Consider the following 23,098-nt stretch of genomic DNA (forward strand, 5'->3'; position numbering starts at 1 on the left):
TTCCTTAAAAGGAACCTAACCTCACAGAAACACCTATTCCGCCAAAAGGCTGCTCGGTGTTAACATTTAAAAAACTATTTATCCCTAACGCCAAAAACCGTATAGGCTGCCAAGATACTTGTCCTCTCAAAGGAAAACCAATACTCGTTTCTATAGACGTTTTCGTTCCCCTTCCAAATAAATCAGAATATCCCTCGCCTCCTATGACCGCTACTCCAGTTCCCGCCGAAAGGTAAAAAGAGCGATAATTCATGCTTCGACCATAAAGCAAAGCGATATCCCAGGTCTCGGTTCCTACATCCAAATCAGTACTTGTAGTACTTATTGAAAAAAGATGATTGTTATAATCAACTACCAAGTCTGCCTGTACCCCAGTTCCCAGTGTAGTAATAGATGGACCGGCCTGCACCCCGTAGTTAATATTGGAATCACTTTTTTGCATTCCCTGACCATAGCTTACAGAAGTGCTGGTAACAAGTATTAACGGTAGACCTAATAAAACCAGCAATGCTTTTCGCAATTCAGACTTGTTGAATCTAATACCCATATCTTAAAACCTTGTATTTACAACATTCGCAAAGTCGGAACCAAATGTATACGAAAGGGATATCGCTCCATAAATTGAATAATCAGTAGCTAATTCTTTTTGTTCCAAAAGAACATCCTCAATTGATGTATCTCCTATGGGCAGTGAAAGTTGATCTTGAATCATCTCAAACCGGGTATAGAAACTAAGTGAAAGTCCCTCCGTCAACCGAACAGAAATATCTGCGAACATTTCTGCACGACGCTGACTAAAATCATGAAGATAATGGGCCCCTTCAATTCCACCTTGTATCTCTCCCCATGGCTGTTTAATACGAACCGATGCAGAAAGCTCTTGGTTGTACAAATGCTCGTTAGATTTTTTAAATATCGTCTGTTCATAATAATCAGCATAAACATACCCCACTCTATACGTAAAAGTGAGGGATTTTCGGGTAGCTTCCTGGTAGGGAAATATATTGTATTCAACCCCCGGTGTTAATCGGAACCGGTGTCTATAATTACGATCATTTCGAGTTAGATAATCTCCAAAGACCCCCAAAGACCAATGGTCATTCAGGCTCTTGATAGCATAACTGTTAATACCATGCCTGTGCCTCCGGCTCGTTATCGGATCGTCTTTTCCCTCCCGATCTATCTCAACGTATTCATAATTAAAATAGGGACGAAACCTAATCTTCCACTCATCAGTAACATGATCGGCATAAAACCCCCACCGTGAATCAAACTCCTTTTGATTCGACTCTAAATCCAATCGTAGACTTCCGGCATAAATCCTAAACACCCAGTAATTCCATGGATCTTCGACTTGCTGATCTGAAGCTTGATCACCTTCACCTCCAAGATATTCAAGTCGATACATCGAAGGATCAGAAACTTGTATAACATATCCCACAAGTCCCATCTTTATTACTTCGTTTAACCCTTTCCTTCTTTCATCAGCAGAAGCATCCCGGTTTACAGTATGATTTAAAGTGTATTCTATGTCTTTAAAATTTCTTCGTCCAATAAAAGTCAGTTCGTACTGCCGTCCGCCACTGCCTGTATTTTCATACGTTATAAAAAGATGAATATCTGCCGGTTTTGGATCCCTCACATAATTAACAAACGTAATTTCACGACGTATGTGATCATAATCACAGGATTGGCAATCTACATATACACTAAGTTTAGACGACTCTCGATTATTGGATACATTTTCTGTACCCTGAGCATGTATCTTGGGAGAAATAACAAGTAAAACAAGCAACAGCCCCATCCAAAATTTAAGACTGTTGTTAAATAGCCCATTAGTAGTAAAGAAATTTAAAGAAACGTAATGGTAATTTTTAAAACCCGTTTTACTCACAACTAATGTCCAAAAAAATTCTATGTTAGTTCTTCCGAAAATACAATACCCACTTCTGGGCAATATTTAAATAAAAAAAGAGACAGGGTGATGGTAATAAACAATTAAGAACCTAACATGGAAATTTAAATATTAATACATTTTACACCTATCCTTATATTCTTTTAACAAAATCGCACGAATTCAAACCACTTTCCCATCTTGCTAAGGCAAGAAAGCTAAATAGATTCAAAACATCAGGTAATCTCAATAACGTTAAGTTTTTAAAGTTTACTTTTTATAATCTCCTTGACAGAATCCCAGCTTCCTTCGGCTTGTTGGTCAACGTCAAGACCTTCGGTTGCAAGCTTCTCGGTAACCGCTTGATCCCCTGTAATAACCGTTGCATTTTCATAGTCGGCATTAGGAAAGGCTGCCAGTATACGATTTACCGAACGACGGGAATGGAAGATGACAAATTCCGGCTCATGGGCAGCAAAATCTTTTCGGAATTCCTGCAGGTTTTCTTCTTTGGGACCCTCTAACGCAAAGAGCACCAGCTCATCCACCTTAATATCCAACTCTCGCAACAAGGCCGGCAAATCTTCTGCTGTTTTGTCTCCGCAGGGATAGAGCGTTTTGCCAATGCGTTTTATCCGCAGCATAAATTCAAGCAGGTTGATAGCCTGACCCTCTGAATGAGGATGAACGGCTGGTATACCCTGCTCTTCGAGATAATCTGCTGTATGTTGGTTTAACGCCAAATTCAGCTGATCCCGCGCTTCTTCCATCTTGTCAAACTCTTGCAGCCACTTAATCCAAAACTGGGCATTTCTTTTACTGCCGTGTACGATATTTTCATAATCCTCAAGATTTTCCAAAGCATCCAGAATGTCAGCATTATCTTCCAATGCTTCATAGCGTTCCAGAGGATAATGCAGTACTAAAATGGGTTGTTCTTCAAACTCTGACCGAAAAACTTCAGTATCTTCTTTAGCTGCTGTTAGTAAAACTGATCGACTCATTTTATCAGAAAAAAATTAAACCTTGATTAAATTTTATAAAAATCTCCTTAAATAAATTTACCCTGACACAAGTTTATTTAACAAATGATCCTAAAACATATACCCTATCCCAATGTAAATTCGGCTCACATCTTCAGAAAAACCAATCTCTCCGCGCAGGATAAAATCGGGATTAAAAATTGACATTGCTCCGCCGAATCCGACGGTTTGATGATATCCTTCAAACAAATCACTTACGTCGTCTGTTTCGGTAAAAACTCTTCCCGTATCGGTAAAAAATTGTCCGCCAAATTTAAGATTATAAAGCTCTGGGAATTTGAGCAGCCACGTGCGTAATTCCAACGTATAGGCCAATGAGGTATTTCCTTTGAAACGATTAAGTGGATAACCACGGAGCGTTTTTTTATCCCCGAGCGTAGATAATTCCCAGTAGGGAGTATCGCCCGCGGCATGATGTGCTTCCAAGCGATTTGCGACGGTTAACCAATCAAACAGATAAAAATATTGGCGCAACTCCAGTCGTGCCGTAGCCAATCCATAGCTTCCAATCCATTTTGGGGCTGCCCGGAGTTCGAGCTCAGCCCTGTTTCCACGGTGGGGATCAAATTCACTATCGCGATTCTCCCAAATAAGTCCCGTATTCAAATTATTAACCCAACCACCTTCGCTCCCATTAGGCGGTTGCAAAGCAAACGATGATTGTTCTTTGATTATATATGGAATATGATATTCAGTAGCCGCTCCGAACTGCAGATCAAGCTGCTTGCGTCCTCGTTCATAAATTGGTTTTCTAATCCGATAGTCCAGACTAAACCCAACAGACCTAAAGAAATAATATTCATCCTCCCATTGGTCATCGGTAAATGTTGTTTCATTTCCAATCCCAAAAAACTGATCCTGCGTATAACGATAAAAATATATATCTGCTATTGAGCGAATTTCGCGACCAAAAGTTTGGGTCTGCTCATATCTTGCTTCCACCTCTACAAAACCTTTGGTGCTGGCAATAGCCGAAGTCTCCAATAAATTATTAAAGGGTTTGTGGTTGCCACGGTAATCGTATCGGCTAAAAATTACCCCACCAATAAATCCTTCATTGGAGCTATATCCCGCTGCCGGAACTATGGCCGTTGATACTGAATCAGGCTCTCCTTGCGGTCCCATCACTTGAGCATTAACCGAAGTGCCTGTCAAGAATATTATGAGGAATAATAGTAATGCGTGACGAATCAAAATGGTAATATTTTAAGAATCGAGATGACCTTCTTTTTCCAATATTTCGAGCGTATCCACCGCATGACGCAAGTGTGGTATTACGATACTTCCTCCAACAACCAGCGCCACATTTAACGCATCAACAATTTCATCTTTGGCAAATCCGCTTTTAGCGCACTGCTCCAAATGATAATCGATGCAATCATTGCACCGCAGTACTGCCGAAGCCACCAATCCGAGCAACTCCTTGGTCTGCGCAGGTAATGCCCCATCTTTATAGGTATTATTATCGAGGTTAAAAAAACGCTTGATCCCCAGATGATCCAGATCAAACACTTTTTCGTTTGCTTGCTCGCGCTCTTTACGAAATTGTTCCAGTCGGTTGCTTTCTATTTTGCTCATCCTTTTACTACATTCTGTTTGAAAAAGACCTGTTAAGATACGACATATTTTCAGGAAGTTTAATCATAATTCTAAACCAGCTGGTTAGGATTCCATTTTAGTTTGAACAGTAAAAAAACACATCCCAAACATAAACTGGTAGTTCTCGGTGATAGCGTTAGCCAGGGATTTCAAAACGGCGGTATATACCGCACCGACCTTAATTTCCCCAATTTTTTACGTCAATGCTGGGAACCGGAACCTGAATTCGAACAGCCCTTGTTTACTGCGCAGGCAGGCATTCCGCTGAACCTTGAAGTTCTGGCTCGCGGACTTTCGGATGAGTTCGGCGAATCCATTGAGTGGAATGAATACCTACCCGCTATTAGCCACCTTTATTCAACTTTGAGGCGTGTAAAACGCTATTGGGAGGGAAAAATAAAACCCCTGAAGCAGAAGCGCGAAATACCCTATCACAATCAATCGATATGGGGATTTGCCATGAACGATGCATGGATGATTACCGAACAAAACAGCCGGGAACATATTGAAACCCAGCCTGAAACCTTTTCTATGTTTGACATGCTGCCTGATCACGCTATGTATGTTACCGCCCGGCTGGTTCTCAACCCTTCCTTTAACAAGCGGTTTGGTCAATACACACAGATCGACAATGTCAACTTTCTGCAACAACACGGCGGGATCGAAAATCTCATTGTCACCATGGGCCATAACAATGTGATTGGAGCCGTTTCAGATCTCAAGTATGTGCTTTCTGAGGAGGAAGATTTGGGTAAATTTCCGACCGAAAGAGATTACACGGTCTATCGTCCCGAGCATTTTGAACAGGAGTTTCGCAAGCTGGCTGAAAAGGTCAGTAAAATAGGAGCTGAACGTATCATCACTCAAACCATCCCCTACGTAACCATCCCACCCGTTTCGCGCGGGGTTAATGCAGATAAATCCCGTAAAGGACATACCGGTTACTTCGATTACTACACACGTTTCTGGGTTTGGGATGCCGATTTTAATCCCGATACACATCCACATCTTACTAAAGAACAGGCTATTTCACTCGATCAAAATGTTGACGAGTACAATACTATCATACGCGAGATAGCGGATGAATACGGTTGGATTACAGTGCCATTAAATCGATATGTGAGCGGCATTGCTCGCCGTCGACTTGGGGGTAAAATGCGACTGCCCTACCCCAAAGAATTCTGCAAGGCCATGAACCGCAATCCCAATACCAAACATCTTGTGGAAGACCATGAAAACCCCAAACTTAGTACCGATTATTTGCGGATCGACCGTGATTCAGGTAAAGTCTATAAGGGAGGTATATTCAGCTTAGATGGCATCCATCCCACAACCATTGGATATGGGCTCATCGCACATTTGTATAAACAAACTATGGAACAGCACGGCATTTCTTTTGATAAACCGCTGGATTGGGATCACATTATCAAAAGTGATTCGCTGGTCACCAATCCGCCCTTTATTCTTGTAGAACTCAGGAAGTTTTTACGCTTTCTCTCACTTGGACGACAGAAAAAACTATCAACCGTCAGTAGCGGGGTCCTGAACCAGCTCATGGATCTGTTTTCAGACCGGGATTGATTAAGACCATTTCCGCTAATTAGATCTACATCAACCTTCCTGTGGGCAACCCAAAAAGACTATTCTTTTATTTAGAATTAGTCTATATAGTTTTTATCTTCGCCTCTAATTAGAATTAATATAAATAAAAATGAACTACTAATGCATTCCTCAATTCATCTCCAACGATTAATAACAATACCTCTGTTGGCAGTTGCATTCTTGATTACTTCCTGTGATATCATCGACAGCAATGACAATTCTACTATTGATACTCCAGAAAACTATGAATTTACCCGCAATGGGGAATCAACCGTAGCCTATCCCGGACAAAATGACCGTCTGGATATGGTTGAAGAGATGAAAGCTTATATCGCTACCGCAAATGATGGAGACATCCTTTCTGAACAAGCACTCAATGATATGTTTGCAAACACAAACGGTGACGGAGGTGGGAACTTTCCTTTTACCTCGGATCGTGATCTGAAAAGCAAAACGTTTGCCCCTGATCTCGATAACAATTTGTTCGAAGGTATTTTCTCGGATGCTGCTTCAGCAAGTGAAAATGGGAATGCAGGTGTTCGTGCCCAAGATGGGGTTGCAGGCCTCCTTGAGCGTGAAGACAGTGGCAATGATATTTTAGTTGATGCCAAAGGTCGGGAATTCACTCAGCTCGTCGAGAAAGGTTTGATGGGGGCTGTTTTCTACAACCAGATTTTCAATGTCTATCTTACGAATGAACGTATTGGTCCCGATGTAGAGAATGATGAAACCGAGGAGGGAGCCAACTACACTGCCAAGGAACACCATTTTGATGAGGCGTTCGGGTACTTCAATGCACCTGCTGATTTTAAATCTGACTGGCTGGATTCACGAACCGACGAGCTTCGCTTCTGGAGTAAGTACTCAAATAGTTCTGATACGCAACTCGGTTTCAATGATACCATTATGTCAGCATTCATCAACGGACGTACGGCCATTGTTAATGATGACCAGGAAGCCTTAAATGAAGAGGTAAACATCCTATACAACTCTTTGGAACTGCTCGCCGCGGCTACTGCTGTCCATTACATTAACAGCACGCTTGGTCATCTCAACAATGGAAATACCGGTGAAGCTTTTCACGCTCTTTCAGAGGCGTGGGCGTTTGTAAATGCTTTGAAATATAGTCCAAAACGCAAAATATCTAATGATCAAATTGATCAAATCATCAATACCAATTTTGGAGAAAACAGCAACTTCTGGGAGGTAACGCCCACTGGTTTAAATAACGCTAAGTCAACCCTTGTAGAAACGTACCCTGATCTTGCTCCCGTACAAGATCAACTGTAATAAGTTTGAACTCACAGAGCCAAATCGATCGCCAGATTTGGCTCTTTCTAAATTTTACGACCTATGTCACAACGCAAACTAACCCACATCCCTTTATTGTTACTCTTATTCCTAACGGCCTGCAGCAGTAGTACTAATCCTGATGAAACTACTGACTTTGATCGTGCTGCCATGCTCGAAAATTACGGCAACAACATCATATTGCCAGCATTTGAGGATATGCAAACAGCAACTGAGGAACTCCAGTCAGCTGCACAAAGTTTTGAAGCAGCCCCTACACTTAATCAGCTGGAGGCCTTGCAAGCTTCACTGAAAGAGACCCGACTTGCTTGGCAAGATGTAAGCCCCTTTCAATTTGGCCCATCTGAATCAATTTTACTGCGCGCCTCACTAAACACCTATCCGGTTGATACAGATAAAATTCAACAAAATGTATCCAGCGGCGATTATACATTTGGCACTATCAATAATCGCGATGCGGCCGGGTTACCTGCTTTGGGATATTTGCTTCATGGAACGGGCGATACTAACGAAGAAATCCTGACAATGTACACCACTGATGATAATGCGAATAACAGAATGAACTATCTGCTCGACAACATTACTTTTATCAAAGAACAAGTCGATACTGCCACAGAAGACTGGCAAACATCAGGCGGCAACTACATCGGCATGTTTTTAAGCGAAGACAACGCGGGCACCGACGTAGGAAGCTCATTAGGAATGCTTATCAATAGCTATGTAATGCATTACGAACGAATTCTGCGCGATGGCAAAATTGGTATCCCGGCCGGAGTTCGTAGTGCCGGTACCCCTCGTCCTGTAGCTGTTGAAGCCTATTATGGTGGTTACTCTTCCGAACTGGCTCGTGCCAATCTTAAACAAATCGAACGTATTTTCACAGGTGCGGGGGGCCGCGGGCTTGATGACAACCTTGAAGCCCTTAACGCCGGTGATCTTGCTAATGAGATCCAAACCCAAATGGATGAAGCGCAAACAGCTTTTAAAGCCTTAAATGATCCGTTATCTCAACAGGTGCAAAATAATAATGAGCCTGTACTTACAGCCTTCGAAGAAATCCAACAGGTCGTAACCCTCGTCAAAGCTGATATGACCTCCATTCTTGGTATTACCATCACCTATCAAGACAACGATGGAGATTAATACCCCATGATTCCCGAGGCCGTAAAAAAACACCTTTCATCCCAGGTATCCATTGCCCCACTGGCGGTATTCCGGTTTCTTTTCGGATTTATCATGCTTATCAGTATGATCCGGTTTGCTGCCAACGGTTGGATCTATAAACTGTATATAAAGCCGGATTATTATTTTACTTTTTACGGTTTCGACTGGGTCGTACCGCTGGGAGATCCCGGCATGTACTTGCTTTTCCTGGGGATGGGATTAGCTGCCCTTTCTATTATGCTGGGCTATTATTATCGCCTGGGAATCATCTTCTTTTTTTTGGCCTTTACCTACGTCGAACTCATCGATAAAACCAATTATCTTAACCACTATTATTTTGTCAGTATAATCAGCTTCCTGCTGATGTTTGTGCCGGCAAATCGTAGCTTTTCAATCGATGTTTTAAGAAAACCATCACTGCACGTAGATAAAGTTCCCGCATGGACGATCAACATTTTTAAACTCCAATTGGGACTCGTTTACTTTTTTGCGGGTGCTGCAAAACTTAATCCCGACTGGCTCTTCAACGCCATGCCCATGCGGATTTGGCTGCCCGCCAATGCTGACCTCCCAATATTGGGCTGGCTATTGGAGTATACCTCTACTGCCTATTTGTTTAGCTGGGCCGGAGCACTCTATGATCTCACTATTGCTTTTTTCCTGCTTTGGAAACCCACCAGAGTTTACGCCTACACCACTGTCGTGATTTTTCATCTTATGACTTACGCTCTGTTCCAGATCGGTATGTTTCCGTTTATCATGATATTGAGCACGCTCATCTTCTTCCCAGCTAATTTTCATCAAAAGGTTATAGATTCTATCTTAAAGCTTAAGCATCTTCTTCCCTTTCAAGGGGGGCAAAGGTCAGTATCAAAGCAAACAGAGTGGGATCTAAGTAAAAGAGGAAGTACAATTATTGGATCCATCTTAGTTCTTCATTTTATACTGCAGTTTTTGTTACCTCTGCGTTTCGCCCTCTATCCCGGAAATCTATTTTGGACCGAACAGGGCTATCGTTTTTCGTGGCGCGTTATGCTAATGGAAAAAGCGGGTCATGTGACTTTTACTGTTACTAATCCAGACAACAATCAACAGTGGCAGGTTCAAAATTACAAATACTTGACTCCAAACCAGGAGAAAATGATGTCTACCCAGCCGGATATGATTTTACAATTTGCACACTATCTTGAACAACAATATAAACAGCAAGGTATTGATGACGTCAAAATTACAGCCGAAAGCTATGTGACGCTCAACGGTCGACGTAGCCAACCTATGATCAATCCGAATGCAGATTTAACCGAAAAAGAACGGGGATTTAGTCATAAGGATTGGATCCTATCCTTTAACGAACATCAACAAAATTGGTTCAGAAATCTATCACAATGAAGGTTCGCTTTTTTACAACACTATTGCTCTTCATATTAAGCTGGACATATACAAGCCAAGCTCAAAACTTTAACATCTCAGGAACGGTTACCGATCAAAGTGAGGCTCCTCTCTCAGGCGTAACCATTTACCTATCCGAAAGCCAAAACAGTTCGGCAGCCAAGCCTCTTGAATACCAGGCTCGAACAACTTCAGGTCCCAATGGTAATTATCTTATTCCGGATATAGACCCGGGTGATTACCAGCTTATTGCCTACCTACCCGGCAAGCGAACAAAGACAAAAGAAATATCAGTCACCAATAGCGATATCCAACAAGATATACAGCTCTTGGGCTTCGAAAGTACGATGAGTGAAGTGGTCGTGGGTGGACAAAAGGTATCGACTAATGGCATAACGCGCTTGCAGTCGGTTGAAGGAGTAACTATCAACGAGAGCAAGAAGAACGAGGTTCTTGTACTTGATGATATGGTGGTCAATAAAGCCACCAATAATACACGCCAAGTATATGCCAAGGTTCCCGGTCTCAACATTTGGCAAAGCGGAGATGCCGGTATCCAAACGAGCGTAGGCGGACGTGGCCTCAGCCCCAAACGGAATTCTAATTTTAATACCCGTCAAAACGGTTATGATATTGCAGCGGATGCGTTAGGCTATCCCGAAAGTTATTATACACCTCCAGTACAAGCGCTGAAGCGTATAGAAATTATTCGCGGAGCGGCTTCCCTTCAATACGGAACACAATTTGGCGGTATGCTGAATTTTGAGTTCAAAGACGCCCCCGAAAACGATCCTTTCCAATTAAATACCAACCAGTCCTACGGTTCATTCGGACTTTTTAATTCTTTCAACAGCATTGGAGGTACCCAAGATAATATTAGCTATTATGGGTTTTACCAATACAAAACAAGCAACGGCTGGCGTCCCAACTCTCAACTCGATCAACACACCGCTTACACTTCTTTTGATATTGACCTGAGTCCTGACCTTACCATTACGCCCGAATACACACACATGAATTACCTGGCCCAGCAACCGGGCGGATTAACGGATGCGCAATTCCAAGATGATCCCAGCCAATCAAACCGTGAACGTAACTGGTTTAAAGTGAACTGGAACTTATTTGCGCTTAAAGGGACCTATAATTTCAACAGTAAAACAAGACTTAATACCCGGATTTTTGGATTATTAGCCGGACGTGATGCGCTTGGCAACCTTCAACGTATCGACCGCTTGGATGCCGGCGGTGAACGAGATCTGCTAAAAGACGACTTTCAAAACTGGGGCAACGAAACTCGGCTCATTCATCGTTATAACTTCCTTGATGGCATCTCCGTTTTTCTTGCAGGTATTCGTTTTTATAACGGTTACACCCATCGCCGGCAAGGGAATGGCCCCGATGGTAACGATCCTACCTTTGATTACCTTTCCCCTGAAAACCTAATGGGTTCTGACTTTGACCTGCCCAGCCAAAACCGATCCTTTTTTGTAGAAAATATTTTTAACATTACTCCAAACTTTAGTATTACTCCCGGCTTTCGCTTCGAATACATTAAAACCGAAGCCGAAGGCTACTATCGTAATATTATTCGTGATTTAGCCGGCAATATCTTGGTAGACGAACGCATTACTGAAGATCGCAGTCGTGAAAGATCATTGGTGCTTTTTGGGATAGGATCAAGCTATCGTCCAAATAGATCGGTCGAAATTTATGGGAACTTCTCCCAGAACTACCGCGCCATGAACTTTAATGATATCCGAGTGGATGTTGGCAATCTTGAGGTGGATCCCAATATACAAGATGAAAGAGGCTTTAATGCCGACTTGGGAATTCGTGGTCAGATTGATGACATCTTCCAATATGATATTACCGGGTTTCATCTTTCTTATGAAGACCGCATTGGAACGGTCTTGCGCACCGAACCCAATCCCAAATTCAACAATCTTATCGATCGAACATTTCGATATCGCACCAATATAGCTGATGCAAAAATCTATGGACTGGAATCATTTGCAGAAGTGGATTTGTTTAAGCTTTTCGATGTTGGTAGCGATGCTCAACTCTCCCTCTTTACCAACCTTGCGCTCATCGATGCTACGTACAGCGATTCTGATGAGCCCGGCATCGAAGGTAATGAGGTTGAACTGGTTCCCCCGTTAAACTTTAAGACCGGCCTGACGTTCGCACAAAACGGTTTTGAAGCCTCCTACCAATTTAGTTATGTAGCTGAGCACTTTTCCGATGCCTCTAATGCCCGACGTACACCAACCGCTATCGAAGGTATCATCCCATCCTATAAAGTGATGGATCTATCGGTCAAGTACAGCTACCGTAGATTTACTTTAGAAGGAGGCATCAATAACCTGATGAATGAACAATATTTCACTCGCCGCGCAACCGGTTATCCCGGGCCTGGTATTATTCCTGCTAAAATTCGAAACTTTTATATCTCGGTCGGTATACGAATTTAACATACTGGTACTGAATCCTTTCCAATAAAAAAAGCCCTACCGAAATCGGCAGGGCTTCATAAGGTGTGATGAAAAATATTAGATCAATCCAGCTTCTCTAAGCAGATTCAGCGTTCCTTCCAGCTGCTTAAGCTGCTCATAGTCATATTCCGGACTCAATTCCAAGGCATCCTCAGCATTAAGCATATAACCGGGTAATTCCACTCCACGGATCACCGGATATTCATGCACAGACTGTGCAGCAAACTCTTGTGCTTGCTGAGACAATAGAAAGCTTAAAAAACGTTGTACTTTCTTAGCGTCATTAGCTGTTTTAAGCTGTGCCGCCCCCGTAACCAAAGCCAGGTTTCCTACATCACCAGTTTCAAAATGATAAGTAGCAATGTCTGCATTTGAATCAGGACCACTTTCTCCATATTCCTCATGATCCTCATATTCACCTTCGGCACCACCTTCAAGCATACGCAGAATGTAGTAATGATTGGTTAATGCGATATCAATCTCTCCAGCTGCTACTGCCTGCACCATCGGAGTATTTGAGCTATAAGATTTGGGATTCAGTGCTTTCATACCTTCCAACCACTGCTTGGCCGTGTCCTCCCCTTCGAGTAAACGCATAGTCGTAATAAAATCGTAAAAGCTCGAATAAGTGGGTGTCCATCCAACTCGTCCTTCAAACTCATCCATTGTAGCAAGATCCATTACTGATGTCGGCAAATCTTCTTTATCAATCGCATCCGTGTTATAAGCCAACGTACGAAAACGCACAGTCACTGGAATCCATTCTCCTGATGAAGAAGTATACGAAGCAGGTTTTGATGTCAATGAATCGGGAAGTGCAACAAGTTTGCCTTGCTGTGATGCATTAGCTAAAGCTCCGGTAGTATTTGCCCAATAAATATCGGCTGGACTTTGGTCTCCCTCTTCACTCATCACAGCCAGGAGCTCAGCATCATTGCCGTAGCGTACCTCAATATCAATACCAGTTTGTTCTTTGAAATCCTCAACAAGTGGATTTACCAACGCCTGACTTCGGCCGGAGTACACTACCAGCTGATCATCGGAGGTCTCTCCGCATGAACTCAAGAAAAAAACAGTCATTCCAACTGCCAATATTTTTAATACATTCTTCATAATTCTAAATCTTTAATCTTCACTTGTCATTAATATTTTATTGCTATCATTCTTCAGATATATAAAACCCTATCCTTAATTAGATTAATTCTAATTAAGGCACGGAAAGTATAGATTTTTTTATACAATGACTAATAAAAATACAACGGTTGGCATACTCGGCGGAGGTATTTCGGGATTATCGTTAGCTTATAAACTATCCTCAAAAAATATTTCGGTAACCGTCTATGAAAGAGAGAAGCAGGTAGGTGGAGCTATTAAAACGTTTCGAGAAAACGGCTGGATGGTTGAAGAAGGACCCAATACGCTGATGGTAAAATCCCAGAAAGTTTGGGATTTGCTTGAGGATCTTGATCTCAAGGGCAAAAGCATCGAAGCGGGAAAAACAGCCAAGAAGAGATTCATCATCAAAAACGGGCTCCCAACCCCTCTGCCTATATCGCTGAGTAGCTTTTTAAAAACGGAACTTCTATCTATAAAAGGGAAGCTTCGATTATTAAAAGAACCATTTGCCCAAGCATCCCATAAAGAGGACGAATCTATTGCCCAATTCATTACACGTCGGCTTGGCCACGAGCCATTGGACTATGCTATAAATCCATTTGTGTCAGGGATTTATGCGGGCGATCCCAAAAACCTTTCTATCAAGCATACCTTCGAGCCACTCTGGACGATGGAGCAACAGCACGGCAGTTTATTAAAAGGATTGCTAAAGAAAGATCGCAACGGCCAAAAGCCAAAACGAGCACTCATCTCTTTCGAACAGGGACTTCAGCAATTGCCGTTGGCCATGGCCGACCGACTAGGAACTGCCATAAAAACCGGAATTGAGATTCAATCTGTGCAAAAGAGTGATTACCGATGGACTGTAACAGCACAGAATGAGAAAAAATCCGTCACCGCTCAACATAATATTATCGTATCAACCCTGCCGGCCCATTCCCTTGGACGTATTTTTAAGGACTTACAGTTGGATTCCCTTTCTGACCTTCCCTATGCCCCGTTAAGCGTCGTTGCGTTGGGGTTTTCTGTTGATCAAATTGACCACCCTCTGGATGGCTTTGGCATGCTTATTCCCGAGGTGGAGCAATATAAAACATTGGGTACGTTATTTTCATCAAGCTTGTTTGCTGGTCGTGCTCCCGAGGGACATGCCCTGCTGACCAGCTTTATTGGCGGTGCCAGAAATCCCGAGTTAGCATCAAAAAATCCTACTGAATTAGAATCCATCGTTCTGAAAGAGCTTCAAGAACTGCTTGGAATTTCAGGCAAACCGGTGTTTTCGCATCATCACTTTTGGCCGGCAACAATTCCACAGTATACTGTTGGTTATGATAAATATTTATCAGCTATTGATAAGATCGAAAAACAACATCCCGGGCTTTTCCTCAACGGCAATTTTCGTGGAGGGGTATCCGTACCTGATTGTATCACCTCGGGATTTTCCATGGCTCAATCAATCACTAAACAAATCGAACAAAGCTAATTTAGCGAATATAGCGCTCCTCCAATTCTGCAATATTTTTTGTACTTTCATCCACGAAAACAGCAAGATTTTTTAGGAAATCCGAACCAAAAACAACCTAAGTATTATGGCTAACGCATTTTTTGAAATTCGGGAACCGGAAAATGAGCCGGTTTATTCATACGCTCCCGGAACTCCTGAACGAGAGAAACTGAAAAAAGAATTAGAACGACAAAAACAGCAACAGGTTGAGATCCCCGCTATTATCGGCGGTAAAGAAGTAAAAACCAACCGCTCGGCTGATGTTGTCATCCCCCATAACCACAGCCATAAACTTGGCACTACCTATTTATGTGGCGAAAAGGAAGTTGAGATGGCGATCGAATCTGCCCTGGAAGCCCGCAAAGAATGGGCGAAAATGCCTTGGCAAGACCGAGCAGCTATTTTTCTGAAAGCAGCCGAACTGCTATCGGGATCATGGCGATACAAAATAAATGCTGCTACCATGCTGGCACAATCCAAAACGGCCTATCAGTCAGAAATTGATGCCGTAGCAGAGCTCGCAGACTTTTTCCGTTTCAACGCTTATTACCTGCAAGAAATTTACCAAGACCAACCGGATTCACCCAAAGGCATGTGGAATCGCTCGGAATATCGTCCGCTGGAAGGGTTCATCTTTGCAGTTACGCCCTTTAACTTTACGTCTATTGCCGGCAATCTGCCAACGGCACCGGTACTTTGCGGCAATGTATCCATCTGGAAACCAGCCACCTCTTCGGTTTATTCCAGCTATTTTGTGATGAAGCTGTTGCAAGAAGCCGGAATGCCCGATGGGGTTATCAACTTCTTGCCGGGTAACGGTGCTGACGTTGGAAATCCCGTTCTTGAAAATGAGAACCTTTCAGGCCTGCACTTTACCGGCTCAACGGGTACGTTCCAGCACCTTTGGAAAAGCATCTCTGACAGGTTGGAAAAATACAATACCTATCCACGCATTGTCGGAGAAACCGGCGGCAAGGACTTCATCTTTGCTCATGAAGAGGCCGATGTAGATGCATTGGTTGTTGCTGCATTGCGCGCTGCTTATGAATACCAAGGGCAAAAATGTTCGGCGGCTTCTCGCATGTATATCCCCGAATCGCTTTGGGATGAATTCCGTGAGAAGTTTACAGCTGAAGTCAACAAAATTAACATGGGTGAAGCCGAAGACTTTACCAACTTTATGACGGCCGTGATCGACCAGAAGGCTTTTGACAGCATCACCGAATACATCGATTATGCCAAAGAGGCCGATGATGCTGAAATCGTGCTGGGCGGCGATTACGATGACTCCGATGGATACTTCATTGAACCGACATTTGTTCAGTCACATGATCCGCATTTCAAAACAATGGAAGAAGAGATCTTTGGCCCGGTACTCACGGCTTATGTGTATGAGAATGATAAATTCGAGGAAACACTCGAACTTTGCGACAATACTTCTCCCTATGCACTTACGGGAGCAATATTCTCACAAAACCGATATGCCCTTAAACAAATGGATGAAGCACTAAAACAAGCGGCCGGCAACTTCTATATCAATGACAAGCCAACCGCTGCCGTTGTGAATCAACAGCCATTTGGCGGAGCACGAAAATCCGGTACCAACGACAAGGCGGGTAGTGCAGCCAACCTCATGCGCTGGATTTCTATCCGTTCTGTCAAGGAAACGCAAGAGCCGCCCAAAGACTGGACGTATCCGTTTATGAAAGAAGAGTAATTACCTATTGAAACCTGTTCCGTATAAGACATACGGAACCAGATCTAATAATCCATCGGATAGTAAAAGCAGCTCTCCGATGAAGGAATTACTTTTTTTGGGCTCCTGACCTTTAGTTGGGAGCCTTTTTTATTTAGTGAATTTGCAAGCTTTCTGCCATGAAGGGATGCAACAAGCAAGAATCGATCAAAAGGAAAGGCCCGACATGGTGTCGAGCCCTTTTATACTTAAATCATTTTTCCGGTAAATCTACTTGTTTTATCAGTGATCAGGAATCAATACCCAAATCTTCTTTCAAGCTATTGAATGAATCTTTAAGACCATCAAGCTGATCGTCGATATTCTCTTTGAGATCATACCAATTTTTATCTGCTTTTGCGCGCAGTTCATCCAGATCATTTTCGAGTTCTTCTTTTTGATCATTTAGACTCTCCCATTGTTTCTGAAGATCAGACTTCTGCTCACCTGTTGATTCATTAATTTTCTGTTTAAGCTCATCCATTTCCTCTTCCATCTTTACCAGCTGCTCATCCACAGCATTAATGAATCTTTCTTTCTGGACATTAACCTCTTTTTGGGCTGATTTTATCGTTTCCTCAACCTCTTCTTGAGCTTGTTGCGTCTTTTGCTCAGACTTTTCGGTACATGCCGTAAACCCAATACTTAAGAACACTATTAAAGTATATGCTGTTAAACGTTTCATAAGAGAATAGTTTATTTATTATTTCGTTGAATAACTCCACACCTATCATTTTATCTCGGAACCTGAAATTTGTTCCAATAATGATATTGGAAGTTGCTTTTTAGATATTTAACCCAATTTATTTTTCAGTTAATCAAACAGCTATGACAATCAGCATTTTGGGCTGCGGATGGCTTGGCCTGGCCTTGGCCGAGCGCCTTCGTGATGAAGGAAATCAGCTTAAGGGATCAACAACCAGTGAAGACAAGCTTCAACTACTTAAAGGAAAAAATATTCAACCCTTTCTACTCGAGTTAACTCCGAACTTACAGTGTGAAAATTGTGATGGTTTTTGGGATGCTGATGTGCTTGTGCTTAATATACCGCCGGGCCGTGGTAGAGATAATGTAGCGGATTACCATCTAAAGCAGATCCAATCGGTCGTCGAAGAAGTCAAAAATTCGTCCATTTCATTCGTTGTATTTATCAGCTCTACTTCGGTTTATCCGGAGCGTGCAGGCATTGTGAGTGAAGAAGATACCGAAACCGGAAATGCATCACGTCCCAGCGGGAATGCCCTACTAAAAGCCGAACGGCTACTGCAAAAGCAACCTGAGTTTGATACCACGGTCATTAGATTCGGTGGATTATACGGCCACGATCGTCATCCCATAAAATATCTTGCCGGAAGAAAAAACATCCAAAAAGGTAATGCTCCGGTGAATTTAATTCACCAAGAAGATTGTATTAATATCATTCAATCGATAATCCAGAACGGTATAAAAGGGAAAGTATTTAACGGAGTTTCGGATGGTCATCCTCCAAAAAAGATGTACTATCCAGCTGTTGCCAAAGCAATGAATCTGGAACCCCCTACCTTTCAAGAAGATGAAAATAAGGAGTACAAGATCGTATCAAACAGGAAGCTTAAAATGATGCTGGATTATAAATTCCGACACCCCAATCCTATGGATATTTAAGTCGGCGGCGTATAATCCATATCAACCCACTTTTGCTGTTTGCCGCTTTCGATCGCTTTGTGGATAAAATGAACCCCTCGGGCTCCATCCTGCACTGTGGGGAAATCCATCGCCAATTTATCGGGCTGCGCCCCTGACTTTCGCGCCGAAATTACGTCCGCCACATTGCTATAAATATTGGCAAAAGCTTCAATAAATCCTTCGGGATGACCCGCAGGAATTCTATTATGGTACCGGGCCGCTTCCGACAAATAGCTATTCCCTCTTCTGTAAATTTCTTCTGGCTTATCAGGATATTTCAATCGCAGCTCATTAGGCTGTTCCTGTTCCCATTCCAAAGCAGCCTGATCACCATAAAGACGAATTTTGAGCGCATTTTCCTCACCAATTGACACCTGTGAAGCATATAAAATACCGCGCATGCCATTCTTATAATGCACCAATAAATTAGCATCATCCTCAAGCGTCCTTCCATCAACAAAGGTGTTGATATCAGCATACAGTTCTTCAATTTCTGCTCCAGTAATAAATCGCACCAAGTGCTCGGCATGCGTCCCGATATCTGCTATAGTCGAAGAAATTCCGGCAATATTGGGATTCAGGCGCCAAACCTCAGCCTCATTTTCTACCGACCGGGCAAGCCATCCCTGGGGATATTCCACTACCACTTTCCGGAGGGTTCCCAATGTTCCTTCTTCAACCAACTGACGGGCCTCCTTCACCATCGGGTAACCCGAGTAGTTATGGGTAAGCGCAAAAAGGGTGTTATGTTTGGCAACCAGTCGACAAAGCTCCTCAGCTTCCTCAAGGGTGTTGGTCATGGGCTTGTCGCAAATTACATGAACACCGGCCTCAATAAACGTCTTGCAAACGTCATAATGTAAGTTATTTGGAACAACAACGCTGACGACATCAATACGTTTATCTTCGTGCAGTGCCGCTTCGTTTTCAGCCATCTGCTGGTATGATTCATAAACACGATCGGGCTGCAAATTCAATTGGCTTCCCATCCTTCTGGACTTTTCGGAGTCAGAGGAAAACGATCCGGCCACCAGCCTCATTTTACCATCCAGGTTTGCCGCCATCCGGTGTACTTTCCCAATAAAGCTGCCCGGGCCTCCACCCACCATACCGTAACGTATCAATTTTGCCATAGCTGATATTTTTATTCGTTCTAAAAAACGATTGTTTAATATAGAAAGCTTGACGATCCAATTAAATCGCCTATCTTTAAGAAAAAAGAATACAAGGATTAGGTTTCATGAAAAAGAAAATACACAGTTACGAATCAGACGATATCACCGTAGAATTCGACAGCAAACGATGTATTCATTCAGCAGAATGCGTTAAAAACCTACCTTCGGTTTTTAACCCGGATAACAAACCATGGATAACCCCTGAAGAGGCTTCGGCTGAAAGTATTAAAGAGGTCGTTCATCACTGCCCTACCGGCGCCTTAAAATACAAAGGAGCAGATACCGAAGAAAAACCGTCAAGAGAAAATACCATCACCATTGTTCCCGACGGACCACTATATCTGCGGGGGGATATCGAGATCCAAAATGCCGAAGGTGAAACCCTGCATAAAGATACGCGCGTAGCCGTTTGCCGTTGCGGAGCTTCTGAAAACAAACCCTTCTGTGACAACACACATAAGGACGTTAATTTTGAGGCACCCGCTTCGTTTGAAAAAGCTAAATTAAAGCCAACTAAAGACGGTGATCCATCCCAAAATAAACTTATTTTAAAGTTAATGGATAACGGTCCAATTCTACTTGAGGGCACCTACACCGTGCACTCTATTGCAAATGAAACCGTTAGCAGCTCTAAAAATGTGGCTCTTTGTCGCTGTGGGCAATCTTCATCCAAACCTTTCTGTGACGGCACGCATAAAGATGTAGGATTTGAGGGTTGAAACCTTGTAGGGCCATCCCATTTTCATACTCGCTTCATGTTGGATATATATTATTGACCGGATAATATTTCTGATCGATAAAACTCATCCCATAACATGCATAAACCATTTTTCATTATTGGCTCCATTGCCATGGCGCTGGCCGTTGCGCTGGGCGCATTTGGTGCTCATGGCCTCAAAGAAATGCTTACCGATGAAATGCTGGATATCTTTGAAACCGGCGTCCGATATCACTTTTACCACGCACTTGGCCTGTTATTGATTGGTTTTGCATTCCAATTTATGTCAGGCTTATCACTGTTACAGTGGTCCGGTTGGCTGATGTTGGGGGGGATTCTCATTTTCTCGGGCAGCCTTTATATTCTGTCCATTTCAGGGATTCGCTGGCTGGGAGCCATTACTCCCATTGGTGGCGTGTGTTTTATTATCAGCTGGATACTTCTGGCTGTTGCCGCTTGGCAAAATTTGTGAACCCCTGTTCCAAGCACCAATTGGCATAAAACTTGCAACTCCCAATCATTATTATATTTTAAGACTAATTATTTAAAATCGTCTCACTACGGTTGAGACTCTCATTCTTTTCAATTAAACGCACAGCAATAGTCGCTTAGTAATCAATTTCTGAAAAACAAAAAAGCGCTGATCGCGTTTTATAGAAACCAATATTTATTAATTTACCTTCTACATGAAACTCAAAGAATTTAAAGAATTTTGCCTTTCATTTAATGGAGTAACCGAAGAATACCCCTTTGATGAAGAAAACCTCCTCGCTTATAAAGTGATGGGGAAAATTTTTGCCATTACGAATATTGACCAATATGATGGTATAAACCTAAAATGTGATCCCGTAAAAGCGGCTATGCTTCGTGGTCTTTATGAAGAAGTGCAGCCTGGACGTCACATGGATAAGAAAAATTGGAATACCATAACTCCAGAGGGAGAATTAGATGATGAGCTTATCAAAGAATGGATCAAAGATTCGTACAATCTGGTTGTAGAGGATTTATCTCGCAAGAAACAGAAAAAGCTCGAAAAGATGAGCGATGATTAAGCTTCTTTTTCTTTATTTGTGAAAAGTCCTTTAATTCGTTTCAAGCTTTTCTTTTCAAAGTTCCAGACAAATTGGAATTGGCCGGTAATAAATCCAAAAAACAGGAACAGCAGCTGGTAAGAGGGGAACACGATTAGTGCCCAAGCAATAACCTCTAACCATAGCGGCGTCTCCGGCCCAATACCAATCCAGTTAAAGGCAACTTTGCGTACATAAAGTGCCGACATTCCTGTTATTGAAAATATAAACAGGATTAAAAGCAGTCCGCCGAAGGTTTCGACGCCCCACCTCTTTTTCATTTTTTCAATAAATTCGCCCACAACAACCCTCATATTATCCGTTATCCAGGGCTACTTTTATCGATTGGTCGGCAGCTTCAATAGTTTTTTCAAGATGATCTTCGGTTAGAGAATTTGCCAAGAACAGAGCCTCAAATGGGGACGGCGGTAAATAGATACCATTCTCCAACATCTGGTGAAAATAAGCTTTAAATAAAGCCTGATCCGTTGTATTAGCCGTTTCAAAATCAATAACCTCTTCCTCTTCCGTAAAGAAAATACTCATCATTGAGCCCACTTTATTAAGCACAAAAGGTACATCATACTTTTCAAGTACCTCCTTGAATCCAGTAGCCAGCTTCACTGCTTTCTCTTCCAGCTCATCATAGTGCAACGGGTTATCCTGTAATTCTGAAAGCAATGTATAGCCTGCGGCCATCGCCAACGGATTGCCCGAAAGGGTTCCGGCCTGGTAGACATCACCTACCGGAGAAACAACATCCATAATTTCCTGTTTACCCCCGAAGGCTCCCACCGGCAGGCCGGCTCCAATAATTTTGCCATAGGTCACTAAATCAGCCGTAACACCATAACGCTCCTGTGCACCGCCAAGCGCTACACGAAACCCAGTCATTACCTCATCAAAAATAAGAACCACATCATGTGCATCGCAAAGCTCGCGAAGTCCGGCCAAAAATCCTTTCTTGGGAGGAATACAGCCCATATTGCCAGCCACGGGCTCTAAAATGATAGCAGCAACTTCTCCTTTATATTTCGTCAAAAGCTTCTTGACGGAATTCAAGTCGTTAAAATTGGCAGTCAATGTATCTTTTGCTGTTCCTTCCGTCACTCCGGGACTGCTGGGCTGTCCCAACGTAAGGGCTCCACTTCCTGCATTAATCAAAAACGAATCACCGTGGCCATGATAGTTGCCTTCAAATTTAATGATTTTAGCACGATCGGTATAGCCCCGCGCTACGCGGATAGCACTCATGCAGGCTTCCGTTCCAGAATTTACCATTCGGATTTTATCGACGCCGGGTACAATCTGTTTAACGAGTTCAGCCATCTTGACCTCGATCTCGGTAGGCGCTCCAAACGAAGTTGATTTCGCAGCTGTTTCTTGAACGGCTTTGATCACTGGTTCGTAGGCGTGACCTAAAATCATTGGGCCCCATGAACCCACATAATCAATGTATTCTTTTCCGTCCACATCAGTAAGAACAGATCCTTTAGCTTTTTCCAGAAATACGGGCGTACCGCCTACCGATTTAAAGGCGCGTGCAGGGGAATTAACACCACCGGGAATAAATTGCTGTGCTCGATCAAATAATTTTTTACTCTTTTCTAACATAAATCCA

General features: G+C 42.7%; 21 protein-coding genes. 11 read left to right on the forward strand and 10 right to left on the reverse strand.

Annotated features, from left to right (window positions below; translation table 11 throughout):
• Positions 1-4 precede the first annotated feature (4 nt).
• The 5 genes from ACQ76V_RS13050 to ACQ76V_RS13070 form a co-directional block, all read right to left on the reverse strand.
• Positions 5-547, reverse strand: a complete 543-nt coding sequence (locus tag ACQ76V_RS13050; RefSeq protein WP_441000945.1) for a hypothetical protein — start codon at positions 545-547, stop codon at positions 5-7.
• Positions 548-550: 3 nt separating this feature from the next.
• On the reverse strand, positions 551-1,804 hold the full coding sequence (locus ACQ76V_RS13055) for a hypothetical protein (protein ID WP_441000946.1): 1,254 nt from the start codon (positions 1,802-1,804) through the stop codon (positions 551-553).
• Positions 1,805-2,157: 353 nt separating this feature from the next.
• Positions 2,158-2,898 (reverse strand): uroporphyrinogen-III synthase, encoded by a 741-nt coding sequence (locus tag ACQ76V_RS13060; protein ID WP_441000947.1) that lies wholly within the window; start codon positions 2,896-2,898, stop codon positions 2,158-2,160.
• Between the two features lie 90 nt (positions 2,899-2,988).
• Positions 2,989-4,062: a BamA/TamA family outer membrane protein gene (locus ACQ76V_RS13065; RefSeq protein WP_441000948.1), complete on the reverse strand. Its 1,074-nt coding sequence runs from the start codon at positions 4,060-4,062 to the stop codon at positions 2,989-2,991.
• Positions 4,063-4,143: 81 nt separating this feature from the next.
• Positions 4,144-4,515 carry a carboxymuconolactone decarboxylase family protein gene (locus ACQ76V_RS13070; RefSeq protein ID WP_441000949.1) on the reverse strand — a complete coding sequence of 124 codons (372 nt, stop codon included), beginning with the start codon at positions 4,513-4,515 and terminating at the stop codon, positions 4,144-4,146.
• 102 nt (positions 4,516-4,617) lie between these two features.
• On the opposite strand from ACQ76V_RS13070, the gene ACQ76V_RS13075 reads away from it, so the two are divergent.
• From ACQ76V_RS13075 to ACQ76V_RS13095, 5 genes are all read left to right on the forward strand, one after another.
• On the forward strand, positions 4,618-6,117 hold the full coding sequence (locus tag ACQ76V_RS13075) for a hypothetical protein (RefSeq protein ID WP_441000950.1): 1,500 nt from the start codon (positions 4,618-4,620) through the stop codon (positions 6,115-6,117).
• Positions 6,118-6,303: 186 nt separating this feature from the next.
• Positions 6,304-7,428, forward strand: coding sequence for a DUF4856 domain-containing protein (locus ACQ76V_RS13080; RefSeq protein WP_441000951.1), 1,125 nt, complete (start codon positions 6,304-6,306; stop codon positions 7,426-7,428).
• 63 nt (positions 7,429-7,491) lie between these two features.
• Positions 7,492-8,592, forward strand: a complete 1,101-nt coding sequence (locus ACQ76V_RS13085; protein WP_441000952.1) for an imelysin family protein — start codon at positions 7,492-7,494, stop codon at positions 8,590-8,592.
• A gap of 6 nt (positions 8,593-8,598) precedes the next feature.
• Entirely contained in the window at positions 8,599-10,002 is a 1,404-nt protein-coding gene (locus ACQ76V_RS13090) for an HTTM domain-containing protein (RefSeq protein WP_441000953.1), read from the forward strand.
• Entirely contained in the window at positions 9,999-12,473 is a 2,475-nt protein-coding gene (locus ACQ76V_RS13095) for a TonB-dependent receptor domain-containing protein (protein WP_441000954.1), read from the forward strand. The genes ACQ76V_RS13090 and ACQ76V_RS13095 overlap by 4 nt, the downstream gene beginning before the upstream one ends.
• Positions 12,474-12,551: 78 nt before the next feature.
• On the opposite strand, the gene ACQ76V_RS13100 is transcribed toward ACQ76V_RS13095, so the two are convergent.
• Entirely contained in the window at positions 12,552-13,607 is a 1,056-nt protein-coding gene (locus tag ACQ76V_RS13100; protein ID WP_441000955.1) for an iron ABC transporter substrate-binding protein, read from the reverse strand.
• 127 nt (positions 13,608-13,734) lie between these two features.
• Here ACQ76V_RS13100 and hemG point away from each other — a divergent pair, with 127 nt between their 5' ends.
• Together hemG and pruA are read left to right on the forward strand one after the other, a co-directional pair.
• Complete coding sequence (gene hemG, locus ACQ76V_RS13105) at positions 13,735-15,093, forward strand: protoporphyrinogen oxidase (protein ID WP_441000956.1); 1,359 nt, start codon at positions 13,735-13,737, stop codon at positions 15,091-15,093.
• 106 nt (positions 15,094-15,199) lie between these two features.
• Positions 15,200-16,831 carry an L-glutamate gamma-semialdehyde dehydrogenase gene (gene pruA, locus ACQ76V_RS13110; protein ID WP_441000957.1) on the forward strand — a complete coding sequence of 544 codons (1,632 nt, stop codon included), beginning with the start codon at positions 15,200-15,202 and terminating at the stop codon, positions 16,829-16,831.
• A 268-nt stretch (positions 16,832-17,099) separates the two neighbouring features.
• Here the strand turns inward: pruA and ACQ76V_RS13115 are convergent, their stop codons facing one another.
• A complete protein-coding gene (locus ACQ76V_RS13115) occupies positions 17,100-17,534 on the reverse strand; it encodes an Rnase Y domain-containing protein (protein ID WP_441000958.1) in 435 nt (144 codons plus the stop codon).
• A 143-nt stretch (positions 17,535-17,677) separates the two neighbouring features.
• Here ACQ76V_RS13115 and ACQ76V_RS13120 point away from each other — a divergent pair, with 143 nt between their 5' ends.
• Complete coding sequence (locus tag ACQ76V_RS13120; protein ID WP_441000959.1) at positions 17,678-18,493, forward strand: SDR family oxidoreductase; 816 nt, start codon at positions 17,678-17,680, stop codon at positions 18,491-18,493.
• Here ACQ76V_RS13120 and ACQ76V_RS13125 read toward each other — a convergent pair.
• Positions 18,490-19,647 (reverse strand): Gfo/Idh/MocA family protein, encoded by a 1,158-nt coding sequence (locus ACQ76V_RS13125; protein ID WP_441000960.1) that lies wholly within the window; start codon positions 19,645-19,647, stop codon positions 18,490-18,492. The genes ACQ76V_RS13120 and ACQ76V_RS13125 overlap by 4 nt on opposite strands.
• Before the next feature lie 107 nt (positions 19,648-19,754).
• On the opposite strand from ACQ76V_RS13125, the gene ACQ76V_RS13130 reads away from it, so the two are divergent.
• The 3 genes from ACQ76V_RS13130 to ACQ76V_RS13140 all read left to right on the forward strand — a co-directional run bounded on the left by ACQ76V_RS13130 (position 19,755) and on the right by ACQ76V_RS13140 (position 21,459).
• On the forward strand, positions 19,755-20,408 hold the full coding sequence (locus ACQ76V_RS13130) for a CDGSH iron-sulfur domain-containing protein (protein ID WP_441000961.1): 654 nt from the start codon (positions 19,755-19,757) through the stop codon (positions 20,406-20,408).
• Between the two features lie 96 nt (positions 20,409-20,504).
• On the forward strand, positions 20,505-20,879 hold the full coding sequence (locus ACQ76V_RS13135; RefSeq protein ID WP_441000962.1) for a DUF423 domain-containing protein: 375 nt from the start codon (positions 20,505-20,507) through the stop codon (positions 20,877-20,879).
• A 214-nt stretch (positions 20,880-21,093) separates the two neighbouring features.
• Positions 21,094-21,459: an MmcQ/YjbR family DNA-binding protein gene (locus tag ACQ76V_RS13140; RefSeq protein WP_441000963.1), complete on the forward strand. Its 366-nt coding sequence runs from the start codon at positions 21,094-21,096 to the stop codon at positions 21,457-21,459.
• Here the strand turns inward: ACQ76V_RS13140 and ACQ76V_RS13145 are convergent.
• On the reverse strand, positions 21,456-21,779 hold the full coding sequence (locus ACQ76V_RS13145; RefSeq protein ID WP_441000964.1) for a DUF6787 family protein: 324 nt from the start codon (positions 21,777-21,779) through the stop codon (positions 21,456-21,458). The two genes, ACQ76V_RS13140 and ACQ76V_RS13145, sit on opposite strands and share 4 nt — an antisense overlap.
• Before the next feature lie 13 nt (positions 21,780-21,792).
• On the reverse strand, positions 21,793-23,091 hold the full coding sequence (gene hemL, locus ACQ76V_RS13150; RefSeq protein ID WP_441000965.1) for a glutamate-1-semialdehyde 2,1-aminomutase: 1,299 nt from the start codon (positions 23,089-23,091) through the stop codon (positions 21,793-21,795).
• Positions 23,092-23,098 lie beyond the last annotated feature (7 nt).

The sequence above is a fragment of the Fodinibius sp. SL11 genome (assembly GCF_052060035.1).
GTDB lineage: Bacteria > Bacteroidota > Rhodothermia > Balneolales > Balneolaceae > Fodinibius.

What these genes read in the sequence shown, in the direction of transcription:
- ACQ76V_RS13090 (WP_441000953.1), top strand. Translation starts at nt 8,599, where the DNA reads ATGATTCCCGAGGCCGTAAAAAAACACCTTTCATCCCAGGTATCCATT.
- ACQ76V_RS13135 (WP_441000962.1), top strand. Translation starts at nt 20,505, where the DNA reads ATGCATAAACCATTTTTCATTATTGGCTCCATTGCCATGGCGCTGGCC.
- ACQ76V_RS13120 (WP_441000959.1), top strand. Translation starts at nt 17,678, where the DNA reads ATGACAATCAGCATTTTGGGCTGCGGATGGCTTGGCCTGGCCTTGGCC.
- ACQ76V_RS13085 (WP_441000952.1), top strand. Translation starts at nt 7,492, where the DNA reads ATGTCACAACGCAAACTAACCCACATCCCTTTATTGTTACTCTTATTC.
- ACQ76V_RS13065 (WP_441000948.1), bottom strand. Translation starts at nt 4,062, where the DNA reads ATGGGACCGCAAGGAGAGCCTGATTCAGTATCAACGGCCATAGTTCCG.
- ACQ76V_RS13050 (WP_441000945.1), bottom strand. Translation starts at nt 547, where the DNA reads ATGGGTATTAGATTCAACAAGTCTGAATTGCGAAAAGCATTGCTGGTT.
- ACQ76V_RS13060 (WP_441000947.1), bottom strand. Translation starts at nt 2,898, where the DNA reads ATGAGTCGATCAGTTTTACTAACAGCAGCTAAAGAAGATACTGAAGTT.
- ACQ76V_RS13130 (WP_441000961.1), top strand. Translation starts at nt 19,755, where the DNA reads ATGAAAAAGAAAATACACAGTTACGAATCAGACGATATCACCGTAGAA.
- ACQ76V_RS13100 (WP_441000955.1), bottom strand. Translation starts at nt 13,607, where the DNA reads ATGAAGAATGTATTAAAAATATTGGCAGTTGGAATGACTGTTTTTTTC.
- ACQ76V_RS13095 (WP_441000954.1), top strand. Translation starts at nt 9,999, where the DNA reads ATGAAGGTTCGCTTTTTTACAACACTATTGCTCTTCATATTAAGCTGG.
- ACQ76V_RS13125 (WP_441000960.1), bottom strand. Translation starts at nt 19,647, where the DNA reads ATGGCAAAATTGATACGTTACGGTATGGTGGGTGGAGGCCCGGGCAGC.
- ACQ76V_RS13140 (WP_441000963.1), top strand. Translation starts at nt 21,094, where the DNA reads ATGAAACTCAAAGAATTTAAAGAATTTTGCCTTTCATTTAATGGAGTA.
- ACQ76V_RS13115 (WP_441000958.1), bottom strand. Translation starts at nt 17,534, where the DNA reads ATGAAACGTTTAACAGCATATACTTTAATAGTGTTCTTAAGTATTGGG.
- ACQ76V_RS13070 (WP_441000949.1), bottom strand. Translation starts at nt 4,515, where the DNA reads ATGAGCAAAATAGAAAGCAACCGACTGGAACAATTTCGTAAAGAGCGC.
- hemL (WP_441000965.1), bottom strand. Translation starts at nt 23,091, where the DNA reads ATGTTAGAAAAGAGTAAAAAATTATTTGATCGAGCACAGCAATTTATT.
- hemG (WP_441000956.1), top strand. Translation starts at nt 13,735, where the DNA reads ATGACTAATAAAAATACAACGGTTGGCATACTCGGCGGAGGTATTTCG.
- pruA (WP_441000957.1), top strand. Translation starts at nt 15,200, where the DNA reads ATGGCTAACGCATTTTTTGAAATTCGGGAACCGGAAAATGAGCCGGTT.
- ACQ76V_RS13055 (WP_441000946.1), bottom strand. Translation starts at nt 1,804, where the DNA reads ATGGGGCTGTTGCTTGTTTTACTTGTTATTTCTCCCAAGATACATGCT.